We start from the raw sequence: 14,304 nt of genomic DNA on the forward strand, positions 1-14,304 counted from the left end.
GGTCGCGTTAAGGCCATGTTAACCTCGGGTCATCAGCTCGTGAAGCTGGTGAACAGGGGAAGCATTCAACGCCAAGACCTGTTCCGAGGGCACACGGAGACGCCTGCTGGTCCATGTCACCGGTGTTTGACGCAATCGATCGTTCCAAGGGGATCCACTCATGATGAATCGCAAGTCGCTCAGCCGTAACCCGCTGAGCTTCGCCCTGGCCACCGCGATGGTCTTCGCGGCTTCGGCACCGGTGTTCGCACAGGACAGCACCACCTCGACCGAAACGAAGGAAGAAGCCGCGGCCAAAAAGAAGGCCACCGACCTGAGCACCGTCACCGTCACCGGCTCGCGCATCAGCCGTGACGTGTTCAACTCGGTTTCGCCCGTCCAAGTCGTTACCCGCGAAGAAACCACGCTGGCCGGCTTCAACTCCACGGCCGCCGCCCTGCAGAGCAACAGCGTTACCGCCGGCAGCTCGCAGATCAACAACTCATTCGGTGGCTACGTCACCAACGGTGGCCCGGGCGCCAACACCCTCTCGCTGCGTGGCCTCGGCGCCACCCGTACCCTGATCCTGCTTAACGGCCGCCGTGTAGCGCCGGCAGGTTCGCGTGGTTCGGTCGGCTCGGCCGATCTGAACGTGCTGCCGAACGCCATGGTCGACCGCATCGAAATCCTGAAGGACGGTGCATCGTCGATTTACGGCTCTGACGCAGTTGCCGGCGTGGTGAATATCATCACCCGCAAAAACGTCGACGGCGTGGAAGTGGAATTCCAGCACAATGCGACCGAGAGCGGCGGCGGCGATGAAACCCGCTACTCGCTCGTCTTCGGCAACACCGGCGAGCGTTCGCACTTCTCCGGTTCGTACGAGCACTACCAGCGCAACGAAATGACCGTGGGCGACCGCGGCTGGGCCAGCTGCCCGACCGACAACCTGCGTGACATGGATGTCGGCAACTACTTCGGCAGCGGCGACTACATCGATCCGACCACCGGCAAGTCCAAGTGCTTCACCCTGGATTCCGGCGGCGTGACCATCAATACCTTGGGTACGGCCACTTTTGGTGGTGCGAACCGCTGGCGCCCGAACCCGGCCGTCACCACCGGCCGCCTGCCGGGCTATGAAGCCGTCGGTTATTACGACCGCGACACCTTCGACCCGGGTCTGCTTAAGGAATCGCTGGTCTCCCCGGCTACCACCCACACCCTGTTCTTCCAGGGCGGCGTGGACACCGGCGTGATGGGCGATGCCGAGTTCTACTACGAGTTCCTGGGCAACAAGCGCAAGTCAGAGCAGACCGGCTACCGTCAGCTGTCCTACGACTACTCGGTGGGCAACCCGCTCCTGGGCGGCTTGTCGACCCTGCCGGCCTTCGCCCTGCCGACAGAAACCTCCAACGGCCAGAACGTCGCAGCGCGTACCTTCATCGGTTTCGGCAACGATCGCAGCAAGCAGAGTGTCGACTTCTTCCGCGCTACCGCTGGCCTGCGCGGTGCCCTTAGCTCGGAGTGGAACTATGACTTCATGGTCAGCCACGCCCGCTCGGACGCCGACTACACCTTCAACTCGTTCCTGACCGACCGTCTGGCCCAGAGTTTGAACGTGGTCTCCAACGGTGCAGGCGGCTTCAACTGCGTCAACCCGGCCAACGGCTGCGTCGCCGCGCCGATGCTCAATGCCCAGACCCTGGCCGGCAACCTGCCGTACGCGTGGAAGAACTTTGTCTACACCTCGGTTACCGGCAACACCAAGTACCAGGAATCGACCGCCAACCTGAACGTTAATGGTCCGCTGTTCGACCTGCCGGGCGGCACTGCCGCTGGTGCGTTCGGTATCGAGTACCGCCGCGCGAAGATCGATGACACGCCGAGCATCGAGTCGATCAACCGCAACCTGTACAACCTGACCAGCTCCGATCCGACCCGCGGCAGCGACTCGGTGATGGAAGCCTACGGCGAAATCGAACTGCCGCTCCTGTCCGGCGTCACCGCTGCTGAAGAGCTGACCTTCAACGCGTCTGCCCGCTACACCGACTACAAGTCCTACGGTTCGGACACCACCTGGAAGCTGGGTGGCCTGTGGACCCCGGTCAAGTGGCTGTCGCTGCGTGCCTCCTACGGCACCTCCTACCGCGCCCCGGCGTTGTTCGAGCAGTTCCTGGGTGCCACCAGCGGCTTCCTGGCCGCGTCGAGCGATCCCTGCAACAACTACGGCTCGCGTAACCCGACCACCCCGCGCTACATCAACTGCGCCTCCGAAGGCCTGCCGACCACCTTCACCGCCACCAACTCGGTGCGCGTGGACTCGATCGGTGGCGGTCTGGTCGGCGCGAACCTGAAGGCTGAAACCTCCGACGCGTTCACCGTCGGTGCGGTGTTCCAGCCCGAGTTCGGCAGCGGCTTCGGCGATCTTTCCTTCGCGGTTGACTACTACGACATCGAAGTGGAGAACGGCGTCGCGCAGATGGGTGCAAGCTACATCCTGAGCACCTGCTACAACGGCACCACCGGCGACTTCGCCGCCAACAACGGCGTCTGCCGCCTGATCAGCCGCTCGGCCAACAACACGCTGACGGTTCAGAACGGCTATGCCAACCTGGCCACCGACAAGGTGCGCGGCCTGGACTTCACTACCCGCTTCGTGCGTGACATCGGGCCGGGCGAATTCCGCGCCAACGTCCAGGTCTCGCGGTTCCTGGAGCAGTCCGGCAAGGTCTTCCAGGATGATCCGCTGGTCGACTCCAACGGCCTGATCAACAACCCGAAGTTCACCGGCCAGCTGGACCTGACCTACAAGTTCAAGGAATGGCGCGTGCGTTACGGCCTGAACTGGGTCGACGACATGTCCAGCTACGAGTACTACGAGGAAGATCCCGCAACCTCGGCTTACGATCTGTCGGTGCCTAACTACATCACCCAGGACTTCTCGGTGCAGTACACCGCCGACAAGTGGCAGGCCACTGCCGGCGTACGCAACTTCGCCGACAAGGAACCGCCGACCATCAGCCCGGGTGCAGGCATCTACAACACCATCGGCAACTCGCCGCTGTACAGTGGCTATGACTACTTCGGCCGTACGTTCTTCGTGAACCTCAGCAAGAAGTTCTAAGCCCGCACTACCGGCCGCCGCCCTTCGGGGCGGCGGTCGCGTTTCAGGCAGGCTGCGCGCCTGCCTTCCCACTGCATGGACAAGTGAGACGTCGCATGAAGCATTACCTGCTGTTGGCCGCGCTGGCCGTCGCCGCGCCGCTGCATCTCAACGCCAAGCCGGCCGTCCCCACCATCGAGCAACTGGCCGCGTTCCCGGCCATCTCCAGCCTTTCCCTATCTCCAGACGGCACGCAGATCGCCGGGCTTCAGGCCCGTGGCGAGGAACGCGTGATCCTGGTCTGGAAGACCGCCGACCTCAATGCCCCGCCCAGCACCATCGGTGCGGGCCGCATGAAGTTCCAGAGCGTAAGTTTCATCAAGAATGGCCTGCTGGCTGTCACCCTGTGGCAGCCCTATGACCTGCGTACCGATCGCGTCAACAAGACCTTCATCAGCAAGTTCTTCATCACCGATACTGAAGGCAAGCAGTGGAAGGAGCCGATCAGCGTCCCGCGCGCCACCAGCCGCAATGAGGAACTTGAACAGGCGTTGTCCAATTCCACGGTGCTGGACACGTTGCCCAACGACCCGGACCACATTCTGGTGGTGAACGGGTCGGGCAGCAATTCCGGTGACGTGTACAAAGTCAACCTTCGCAGCTTCACCTCCCAGCGTATCCAGAAGACGGAAGAGCGCGTGGCGGGCTATGTCACCGACCTCAACAGCGAACTGCGCGCGCGCCTGCGCCAGGACGTCGACGGAACCGGCGCCTACATCTCGACCGAATTCCGCAACCCGGCCACGAATACGTGGGAGGAGCACTTCCGCTCGCACGTGAAGGACCGTGACATCACGCAGGTGGTGGGCTTTGCCGATGATCCGAACATTGCTTTCATCCAGAGCAACGTGGGTCGCGACAAGACGGTCATCTACGAGTACGACATCGCCGCGCGCAAGCAGAAGGAAGTGCTGTTCGAGCACAAGTTCTTCAATGCAGGCAACGTGCTTCTGAACCGCTACAAGGGCGTGGAGGGCGTACCGTTCGGTACCCTGCTGGGTGTAGGCTACAGCGGCCCGCGCCAGAATGAGATCCAGTGGACAAACCCGACATTCAAGTCGCTGGAACAAGGCCTGCGCCAGGCGCTGGGCATCACCGCCAGCGAAGTGGCCTTGGTCGACCCGGCAACCGGTCAGCGTGCCGCGACCCAGCTGGATACCGGCAAGGCCATCCGCCTGGTCGACTACAGCGCTGACCTCAAGACATTCCTGGTGGTCGTTTCCGGCCCGGCCAACCCGCCCGAGTACTATCTGTTCAGCAACGGCAAGCTGACCCTGCTCGCCAAGTCCTACCCCCAGCTCGATCCGGCCGCGCTGGGCGACACGAAGCTGGTGTACTACAAGGCGCGCGACGGCCTGGACATCCCGGCCTTCCTCACCACCCCCAGCACCGAGCTGTGCGGTGCCGGCCCGTGGAAGGCGGTGGTGCACCCGCACGGCGGCCCGTGGGCGCGCGATGGCATGGACTTCGACGGTTCCATGTGGGTGCCGCTGATGGCATCGCGCTGCATGGCGGTGCTGCGCCCGCAGTTCCGCGGTTCGGCCGACTGGAGCCGCAAGCTGTGGATGGCCGGCGACGCCGAGTGGGGCCAGAAGATGCAGGACGACAAGGATGATGGCGCCAAGTGGATGATCGAACAGAAGATCGCCCAGCCCGGCCACATCGCCATGTTCGGCTTCTCCTACGGCGGCTACTCCGCGTTTGCCGCCTCGGTGCGCCCGAACGGCCTGTACAAGTGCGCCATCGCCGGCGCCGGCGTGTCGGACATCAAGAAGATCTGGTCGCGCTTCTACACCAACCCGTTCTTCCGCCAGGCCCAGGCCAAGACCGTGGACGGCCTGAACCCGCTGGACAAGGCCGGCGAGATGAAGATCCCGCTGATGGTCTACCACGGTGATCGCGACCGTACCGTGCCGATCGAGCAGTCCGAATGGTTCGTGGCCAAGGCCAAGAGCTCCGGCCAGCCGGTCGAGTTCCACGCCATCGCCGATTACGCGCATGGTCCGGCCTGGACCCGGGAGATCATGGGCGACCAGCTGAAGCTGATCGACGATTACCTCGGCAAGGGCTGCGGCGGCGGCGGCTTGTAACGAACGGTCACCCCACCCACGGTGGGGTGCCACCGGCATGTATATCGGCCACCTTCGGGTGGCCGATGTCGTTTCACCGGTTTCAATCGCGCAGGATCACCTTCGCCGCGTTGTGTCCCGGCGCGCCGGTCACGCCGCCGCCTGGGTGCGTACCCGACCCGCACAGGTACAGGCCAGGCAGCGCGCCGCGGTAATTGGCCTGGCCCAGCATCGGGCGTGCGCTGAACAGCTGGTTGAGGCTCAGCGCACCATGGAAAATGTCGCCGCCGATCAGGCCGAAGGTCCGCTCAAGGTCGAGCGGGCTGAACACCTGCCTGCCCCGCACCAGTTCGGCAAAGCCCGGTGCGTGCTGCGCCACGGTGGCGATCATCAGATCGGCGACTTCCTCGCGGTGGTCGTCCCAGCTGCGCCCACCGGGCAGCACCGGTGCCACGTGCTGGCAGAACAGACTGGCCACGTGCTGCCCGGGCGGTGCCAGCGAATCGTCCAGCGTGCTTGGAATGAGCATTTCCACGATCGGCGCGCGCGACCAGCCATGCGTGCGCGCATCGCTGTAGGCGCGGTCCATGTACGCCAGGCTGGGCGCCATGATGATGCCGGCGGTGAGATGGTCCCCTGCCCCGGGCAACACCGTGAACGAGGGCAGCGCGGACAGCGCCACGTTCATGCGGAACGTGCCCGACCCGCAGCGCCAGTGCGCCATGCGTTCGCGCGTGGCCGCAGGCACCTGTTCGGGCGCGAGCAGCTGCTCATAAAGCAGCTTGGGATTGACGTTGGCGACCACCGCATGCGCGCGGATCACCTCGCCCTGCAGCGTTTCCACGCCCACCGCGCGGCCCTGCTCGACCAGCACCCGGCGTATCCCGGCCTCGGTGCGTATCTCGGCGCCGGCGGCGATCGCCGAGCGCGCCATGGCCTGGGTGATCGCGCCCATGCCACCGATCGCATGTCCCCATGCGCCTTTGACGCCGTTGCTCTCGCCGAAGGCGTGGTGCAGCAGCACGTAGGCAGAACCCGGCGCGTCCGGGCTGGCGTAGTTGCCCACGATGCCGTCGAAGCCGAACAGCGCCTTGATCGGCTCGCTCTCGAACCAGCGATCCAGGTATTCCGAGGCAGAGATGGTGAACAGGTCCAGCAGTTCCTGGCGCAGCGCCGGCGCCAGCCCGTGCAGCCGCCGCCCGAGCCGACCGGCCTGCCACAGCGCCGGCAGCTGGCTCAGCCAATGGCCTTCACCCACGTTGGGCGGCGCCTGCAGCGCCAGGTCGCGCAACACGTCGGCGAAGGCTTCCAGCCGCTGTTCGAACGCCGGCAGCCGCTCGGCATCGCGCGCGGAAAAGCGTGCCACCTGCGACTGTGTCAGCCCGGCCCCTGCCAGCAGGTAATCACCTTCCAGCGGCAGGAAGTTGTTGATGCGCCGTGGCACCACGCGCAGCCCATGCTCGGCCAGCGCCAGCTCCTGGATGATGCGCGGCTGCAGCAGCGACACCGTATAAGAGGCCACCGAATTGCGGAAACCCGGGTGGAACTCCTCGGTGACCGCCGCCCCGCCCACGACCGCCCGGCGCTCCAGCACCAGCACACGCTTGCCGGCGCGCGCCAGGTAGGCCGCGCAGACCAGGCCGTTGTGCCCGCCGCCGATGATGACCGCATCCCACCCACGTGTCGTTGAAGTGCCCATGTGCGGTTGTATACACCGGTGCCCGGGCGCTTGTCCCGCGCTGGCGGGCGGCTGTGCCGCAACAGGTCTTCAGGCGCACGGGGGCTGAACGCCGGCACCGCTTGCCTTCGTCCATGACCTTCGACACCCTTGCAGGCCGGGCCAGCGGCGTATCGTCTGGCCCACGGCCCCATCGGGGCCCATCCTGAAAGATTCTTCGGCCCGGAGGCCAAACCAGTGATCTCTCGTACTCCCAAGATTGTTCTGCTGACCCTGGCCGTTTCGGCCGCGCTGGTCGGCTGCGGCAAGAACGAAACCCCGGCTACGGACAGCGCGGCCTCCACCGCCACCCCGACGGCCGCCGCCCCGGCCGCCACCGAGTTCAAGCTCGACGAAGCCAAGCTGCCGGCCTACAACGCCTTCCACCCGTCCGACCTGGACAAGAGCCTGGACGCGTGCACCGCCTTCGGCGACTACGTCAACAGCAAGTGGCTGGCCGCCAATGAAATTCCGGGCGACCGCACCAGCTGGGGCGCCTTCACCATCCTGGACGAGCGCTCGGTCGCCGTGCAGCACCAGCTGGCCGAACAGGTCGCGGCGGTGAAGAACCCGACCGGCATCGAGAAGATCGTCGGCGACTTCTGGGCCACCGGCATGGACGAGGCCAAGATCAACGCGCAGGGCATCGAGCCGATCAAGGCCGACCTGGCCGCCATCGACGGCCTGCAGAGCAAGGACGCCATCGCCGATTACCTGCGCAGCAGTGCCGCCAAGGGCGACAACGTGCTGTTCGGTTTCGGTCCGGAGGCGGACTTCAACGATCCCACCATGAACATCGCCTACGCCAGCCAGGGCGGCCTGGGCCTGCCGGATACCACGTACTACACCGACGCCAAGAACGCCGACAAGCTCAAGGCCTACCAGGCGCACGTCGCCAAGGTGCTGGAACTGTCCGGCGTGGCTGCGGCCGACGCCGCCAAGCAGGCCGCGGACGTGGTGAAGTTCGAAACCCGCCTGGCCAAGGCATCCAAGTCCAGCGAACAGCTCTCGCGTGATGTCTCGCTGTTCTACCACCCGGTGAGCCTGGCCGACGCCGACAAGCTGACCCCGAACTTCAGCTGGACCAAGTTCTTCGAAGCGCAGGGCATTGCCGCGCCGGAGAAGTTCTCGCTGGCCATTCCCAGCTTCCACCAGGAAGTGAGCAAGGCGCTGGCCGACACCGACCCGTCGGTGTGGCGTTCGTACCTGCGTTTCCGCACCATCGACGGCGCCTCGCCGTACCTGGCTGACGCCTTCGTGCAGGAAAACTACGACTTCTACGGCAAGACCCTCAACGGCCAGAAGGAAATGAAGGCGCGCTGGAAGCGCGTGCTGGGCACCATCGAAAACGATGCCGGCGAAGCCTTCGGCCAGCTGTACGTCAAGGTCGCCTTCTCGCCCGAAGCCAAGGCCAAGATGGAAGAACTGGTCAAGAACCTGGCCGCCGCACTCAAGGAACGCATCCAGGGCCTGACCTGGATGAGCGATGAGACCAAGGCCAAGGCCATCGCCAAGTGGGAAACCTTCACCCCGAAGATCGGCTATCCGGACAAGTGGCGCGACTGGAGCGGCCTGACCACCGCCCGTGACAGCTACTTCGGCAACGTGCGCGCCGCCAACGAGTTCAACTACAAGTTCGCGCTGGGCAAGATCGGCAAGCCGGTGGACAAGACCGAGTGGGGCATGACCCCGCAGACCGTCAATGCCTACTACAACCCGCTGCAGAACGAGATCGTGTTCCCGGCCGCCATCCTGCAGCCGCCGTTCTTCGACCCGAAGGCCGACGACGCGCTGAACTATGGTGGCATCGGTGCGGTGATCGGCCATGAAATGACCCACGGTTACGACGACCAGGGCAGCCGCTTCGGGCCGACCGGCAAGTTCGAGAACTGGTGGACCGACGGTGACACCAAGAACTTCAGCGGCCTCACCGGCAAGCTGGTGAACCAGTTCGACGGCTACAAGGTCGGCGACCAGGCGGTCAACGGCAAGCTGACCCTGGGCGAGAACATCGCCGACCTGGGCGGCCTGGCCACGGCCTACGACGCCCTGCAGAAGGCCAGCGCCGGCAAGGAAGACGCGAAGGTCGACGGCTTCAGCCGCGATCAGCGCTTCTTCTTCAACTGGGCCACCGTGTGGCGCACCAAGTACACCCCGGAAAACGCCAAGGTCCGCCTGGCGACCGATCCGCACGCACCGGCGGCGTTCCGCGCCATGGGTGCCCCGTCGAACCTGCCGACCTTCGCGGCTGCGTTCGAGTGCAAGCCGGGTTCGCCGATGGTCCGCGCCGGCGACAAGCAGGTGGTGATCTGGTAATCCATCGCGCCCTGGCGTGATGTGTGAACAAGCAAGGCCCGGGGGAAACCCCGGGCCTTTTTGTTTGCATGCCGCGTTTTCATCGCAGCTTGCTATAGTTCCGCGGTCTTCAATCCTTCCGGATTTGTTTCACATGCCCAACCTTCGTCCGCTTGCCATTGCCCTCGGCCTGGGCCTGGCCACCCTGGTCGTCACCGACGCGTCCGCCGCTCCGAAGAAGAAGGCCGCCAGCCGCGCGCCTGCCGCCAGCGCCCAGTGCAGCGACTTCTACGAAGCCAACAACGCCGCCTGGCTGAAGGCCAACCCGGTCCCGCAGACCGGCGCGACCACTGCGATGGGCCAGCTGGCCGAGCGCGCCCGCGTTCAGCAGCGCGAGCTGCTCGACAGCGCGATGAAGGCACCGCAGGGCAATGTGCAGAAGCTGCTGGGCGACTTCTGGGCCAGTGGCCTGGATGAGGCCGCCGTGGAAGCCGACGGGTCCAATCCGATCGCCCCGCTGCTGACCCGCATCAACGCCATCAAGAAGCCGAAGGATGTGCCGGCGTCGATCGCCGCCCTGCACCAGGTGGGTATCCCGGTCGCGTTCAACTTCGCTCCGGACGTGGACCTGAAGGCGCTGGACCGCCACATCGGCTACTTCATGCAGGGCGGCATGGGCCTGCCGGACCCGGCCTTCTACACCCGCACCGACGCCGACACCGTGGCCCTGATGGCGCGGTACCGCAACTACGTCAAGCAGATCCTGGCCCTTACCGGCACCAAGCCGGCCCTCCTGGACGCCGAGTCGCAGGCGGTGATCGCGCTGGAAACCGAACTGGCACGCAACGCGCAGTCGCTGGCGGGCATCAACAACCCGTTCAACAACTACGCGCCGATTTCCACCAAGGACCTCAACAGCCGCTTCCGCAACCTGCAGCTGGATGCGTTCCTGAAGGTGCAGGGCGTCAACGACGACCTGGTCTCGCTGTCCGACCCGGAGCTGTTCAAGCAGCTTGATGGCATGGTCACCCGGATCAAGCCGGACCAGTGGAAGGCCTACCTGCGCTGGCGCGTTGGCGATGCGATGGCACCGTACCTGTCCAAGGCGTACCGCGATGCGGAGTTTGAATTCCGCGGGCGCGTGATCCGTGGCGAGACCCTGGCCCCGGCACGCTGGGAGCAGGTGCTCAATGCGATGAACGTCGCAGCGGGCCCGATGGTGGGTCGTGAGTACGCGTCGCGCTACCTGGCCGCCGACGACCGTCGCCAGGCGGCGGTCATCGTCGACAAGATCCGCGAAACGCAGATCGAGGCGGTCAAGCGCAGCGCCTGGCTGAGCCCGGAAGCCAAGGCCGAGGCGCAGGCCAAGCTGGCCGCATTGAAGATTGAAATCGGCACCCCGCTGCGCGACCTGGACTACAGCGTGCAGCCGATGGGCCGTGGCAGCTTCGGCGGCAACATGCTGATCGCCTCCACCTGGCGCCACCGCGAAGAAATGAAGCGCATCGGCAAGGGCAACGCCGACCGCCGCTGGGACGTGCTGCCGCAGCAGCCGGCACTGGCCTACGACATCGCGCAGAACCGCCTGATCGTTACCGCGGCGGTGCTGCAGGGCCCGGTGTTCAATGCGAAGGCCGACACCGCCGACAAGTACGGCAGCTACGGCGCGCTGGTGGCCCATGAGCTGAACCGTGCGGTCGACGCCAAGGGCGCGCTGGTGGATGCCAACGGCACGCTGCGCAGCTGGTGGACGCCGGCCGACAAGACCGCTTGGAACCTGCTGGGCAACCGTGTCGCGGCGCAGTTCAGCGGCTATGAGTTCCCCGGCGTGAAGGGCGCCAAGGTCAACGGCGAGTTGACGCGCGAAGAAAACCTGGCCGACCTGGCCGGTGTCGAGCTGGCCTGGGAGGCGTACAAGTCCGCCGAACCGAGCGCCAAGCCGGTCGCTCAGCAGGGCTTCTTCCGCGCCTGGGCGGCGCTGTGGCCGCAGCAGTTGTCGCCGAACGAGGCTGCCCAGCGGCTGACCTCGGACACGCTGGCACCGGGCAAGTGGCGCACCAACGGCGCGCTGTCCAACCTGCCCGCGTTCGGTGCGACCTTCAGCTGCAAACCGGGCCAGCCGATGCAGCGCGTGGACAACGACCAGATCAAGATCTGGCGCTGAGGCGAGCGGTGATCCGAAAAAGGGGCGCCCATTGGGCGCCCTTTTTTTGGTTCTTCCCCCCATCGAGCGGAGCGCCTCATTTCAAGGGCTTTGGAAGCTTGGTGCACGGTCTTCGATCAGGTTCATCGCGAGCGTTGAGGGCCCCGCCGCGGCCGGCAGGCCCCTATGCAAATGTCCCCCGGCGTCGGCCTGCGCCGCCCCCTCCTCCTTTACTTTGCCAGGGACCTGCCGGCCGCGACGGGGCTCGGCTTGCGGCACGCAGGGAAAAGCCGGAGCACGACGCAACGCCGGTGGGGCGAGCGCGGGGCCGCCATGCCCTTGCGGCGAAGTAAAGGAGGAGGGGGCGGCCGCAGGCCGACGCCGGGGGACATTCGCAGGCAAGGGTATGGCGGCCCCGCGCTCGCCCCACCGGCAGCCGCTGTTAAGCGACCTTCGCCGGCAAGGGCGCGGCGGCCCCGCGCTCGCTCCACCGGCAGCCGCGTCTGCTTCACGGAGCAGAACCGTTATTCCGGCAACAACGACCCACGATACGCGACGATCAATCCGACCAGCGGCGCGGCGATTTCCACATCGAATACGAACCGGCCGTCCACTTCGGTCTCGAAGGTGGTTCCCTTCGGCAGCAGCGCGTTGGGCAGCAGTATGCCCAGGCAGGACCAACGCCGCGGCACCAGCGACAGCCGGTCGCCTTCCACCACCAGTGCCAGGGCGACGTCGATCAGGCCGAAGCGCTCCACCAGCAGTGCATCGTTGCGCCCTGCCCCGCGCCGTTGCCACGAGGTGAAACGCCGGCCGCTGAAATCGCGCGTCCAGCGCTCGCCGCCGTTTTCCGGATGGAATGCGACCGTCACCGGCACGTTCGCACCGGCGGGAGGGAAACCGATCACGGCCGCGATTGCCCGCGCCAGCATGCCGCTGCCACGACGAACCTGCGACACCCCGCTCCAGCGCCGTGGTTCGCTCCCATGGTGCAGCGCCTGCACCTGCGGTGGCAACGTCGCGAACGCGCTGCCCAGCACCTGCCGGTACAGGCTCGCGCCCGCGTCCTCGCGGCGGAAGCCGGTATGGATGGAACGTCCGTCGAACAGCGCCTGGTAATCGGACAGTTCCAGCGCATGGATCGCGGCCCGCGCGCCCGGTGCCGGGCGCTCGCCATTGAGCAGCTTGCGGATCACCGCCTCGATCGCCATTGAGGGAATGTAGGGACCATCGTCGCCCTCGGCCAGCAGGTGCCAGCTCAGTTCGCACGGCTCGCCATCGCGCAGGCCCTGCGCGCGCACGTACATGCCGCCGCGGTGCTCGCCGAACTTCATCAGGTTCAGCACGCTGTAGAACAGGCGCGACAACGGCACCAGCGAAGGCAGCCTGAAACGCGCACGTGCCCGGGCCAACAGATTGAGCACGCGGTGCAGCACCTCCGGCACGGGGCCTGCGCCCATCCAGATGTCGGTCAGCGTGGGGTGCTCGGGCGGGATCACCTGCAGGTCGGGCACATCCACCAGCGAGAAATGCAGGTTGCGCAGCGGCAGCTTGCCGGGCACCGCGATGGTAAAGCGACGGCTCTCCGCCAGGCCCACGCCGTGCCCCCGGCGCCCGTCGCGCTGCAGCTTCACGGGCGCGCCCGCGTAGCCCACCACCGCGCGCATCACGTTCAGGCCGATGCCCGCGTAGGGCGACGGCGCGATGCCCCCCTCCACCGCGACCAGGTCCATGGTGTTGGCCATCTCGCGCAGCACCGCCGCCGTGAGCACCGGGAAACTGCTGACCCCCGACAGCACGAACACGCCCGCCGCGCGCGCCTGCGCATCGAACTGCGCCACATCGAACACGAAGTCGGCCGCGTCGGCAAAATCGAGATACGGAATGCGCGCCGCGATGCAGGCTTCCACCACCTGGTAGCGCTGCTCGCCATATTCCTGGAACGGTCCGGAGGCATCCACCACCAGGTCGGGCTGCTCGGCCTGCAGCGCCGCTGCAATCTGCTGGCGATCCATGACCCGGGGGCGCACCCGCGGTGCACCTTCGTAGTTGTCGCAGAAGGCCTGCGCGGCCTGCGCATTGCGCCCGCAGATGAGCAGTTCGATGCCTGAAAGATCCGACAGCAACCGGGCCAGGCGCCCGCCAAATACTCCGTACCCGCCCAGAATCAGGATCTTCAAGATCACGCCATCCCTGCAGCTGAATTCGCCTGCGCTACTTTACCCGTCGCAGGTGGTTGGGACGCCGCGGCCCACCCGGCGGGCGCGGCTTGAACGGTGGCTGCCCGCGCCAGTAGCGGATCAGCAGCCAGCCAAACAGCATGCCGCCCAGGTGTGCGAAATGGGCGATGCCCGGCTGCCACGACGTGGCACCCATCACCAGTTCGGTGATGCCGATGACGATCACGAAGGTGCGTGCCTTCATCGGGATCGGCGGGAACAACAGCATGACCCGCTGGTTGGGGAACAGCATGGCGTAGGCCATCAGCAGGCCGAACACCCCCCCGGATGCGCCAATCACCGGTGCCGGGTCGGCCAGCAGCGTGCCCACCATCAACTGGCAGAGGCCGGCACCGGCCACGCAGACCAGGTAGTAGGTCAGGAAGCGCTTCTCGCCCCAGGTCTGTTCCAGCGGCGCACCGAACATGAAGAGCGCCAGCATGTTGAAGAACAGATGGCCCACACCACCGTGCAGGAAGCCGTAGGTCAGCAGCTGCCACGGCTGGAAATTGCCGCCCGGCGAGAACGGATCGAAACCGCCGCGCAGCGGTTGCAGCATGAACGGCTCGAACGTGCCGTAGCCGAGCAGGAACGGCTGCTGCAGCAGGAACAGCACGACGTTGGCGATCAACAGTGCCTTGGTGACGGTGGGCAATCGCGGAAACATGGGGACATCCTTTGGAACCGCGACCATCATAGCCGCGCCGAAGGCGCGGCGT

7 protein-coding genes are annotated in these 14,304 nt (G+C 65.9%); 4 read left to right on the forward strand and 3 right to left on the reverse strand.

Annotated features, from left to right (window positions below; translation table 11 throughout):
• Positions 1-160 precede the first annotated feature (160 nt).
• Both AC3ITN_RS13540 and AC3ITN_RS13545 read left to right on the forward strand, forming a co-directional pair.
• Complete coding sequence (locus AC3ITN_RS13540) at positions 161-3,103, forward strand: TonB-dependent receptor plug domain-containing protein (protein ID WP_489390837.1); 2,943 nt, start codon at positions 161-163, stop codon at positions 3,101-3,103.
• A gap of 95 nt (positions 3,104-3,198) precedes the next feature.
• Entirely contained in the window at positions 3,199-5,232 is a 2,034-nt protein-coding gene (locus tag AC3ITN_RS13545) for an alpha/beta hydrolase family protein (protein WP_489390838.1), read from the forward strand.
• Positions 5,233-5,314: 82 nt separating this feature from the next.
• Here the strand turns inward: AC3ITN_RS13545 and AC3ITN_RS13550 are convergent, their stop codons facing one another.
• Positions 5,315-6,910 carry a phytoene desaturase family protein gene (locus AC3ITN_RS13550; RefSeq protein ID WP_489390839.1) on the reverse strand — a complete coding sequence of 532 codons (1,596 nt, stop codon included), beginning with the start codon at positions 6,908-6,910 and terminating at the stop codon, positions 5,315-5,317.
• A 219-nt stretch (positions 6,911-7,129) separates the two neighbouring features.
• On the opposite strand from AC3ITN_RS13550, the gene AC3ITN_RS13555 reads away from it, so the two are divergent.
• Complete coding sequence (locus AC3ITN_RS13555) at positions 7,130-9,244, forward strand: M13 family metallopeptidase (protein ID WP_489392935.1); 2,115 nt, start codon at positions 7,130-7,132, stop codon at positions 9,242-9,244.
• Between the two features lie 133 nt (positions 9,245-9,377).
• Positions 9,378-11,387, forward strand: a complete 2,010-nt coding sequence (locus AC3ITN_RS13560; protein WP_313348381.1) for a M13 family metallopeptidase — start codon at positions 9,378-9,380, stop codon at positions 11,385-11,387.
• Between the two features lie 503 nt (positions 11,388-11,890).
• Here AC3ITN_RS13560 and AC3ITN_RS13565 read toward each other — a convergent pair.
• Together AC3ITN_RS13565 and AC3ITN_RS13570 are read right to left on the reverse strand one after the other, a co-directional pair.
• On the reverse strand, positions 11,891-13,546 hold the full coding sequence (locus AC3ITN_RS13565; protein ID WP_489390840.1) for a saccharopine dehydrogenase family protein: 1,656 nt from the start codon (positions 13,544-13,546) through the stop codon (positions 11,891-11,893).
• Positions 13,547-13,580: 34 nt separating this feature from the next.
• Entirely contained in the window at positions 13,581-14,252 is a 672-nt protein-coding gene (locus AC3ITN_RS13570; protein WP_489390841.1) for a rhomboid family intramembrane serine protease, read from the reverse strand.
• Positions 14,253-14,304: the final 52 nt, after the last annotated feature.

It is taken from the genome of Stenotrophomonas sp. KH_036_B (assembly GCF_057839485.1).

Bases quoted from the DNA above. Each gene is read 5' to 3' on its own strand.
- AC3ITN_RS13550 (WP_489390839.1), bottom strand. From the start codon at position 6,910: ATGGGCACTTCAACGACACGTGGGTGGGATGCGGTCATCATCGGCGGC.
- AC3ITN_RS13560 (WP_313348381.1), top strand. From the start codon at position 9,378: ATGCCCAACCTTCGTCCGCTTGCCATTGCCCTCGGCCTGGGCCTGGCC.
- AC3ITN_RS13540 (WP_489390837.1), top strand. From the start codon at position 161: ATGATGAATCGCAAGTCGCTCAGCCGTAACCCGCTGAGCTTCGCCCTG.
- AC3ITN_RS13570 (WP_489390841.1), bottom strand. From the start codon at position 14,252: ATGTTTCCGCGATTGCCCACCGTCACCAAGGCACTGTTGATCGCCAAC.
- AC3ITN_RS13545 (WP_489390838.1), top strand. From the start codon at position 3,199: ATGAAGCATTACCTGCTGTTGGCCGCGCTGGCCGTCGCCGCGCCGCTG.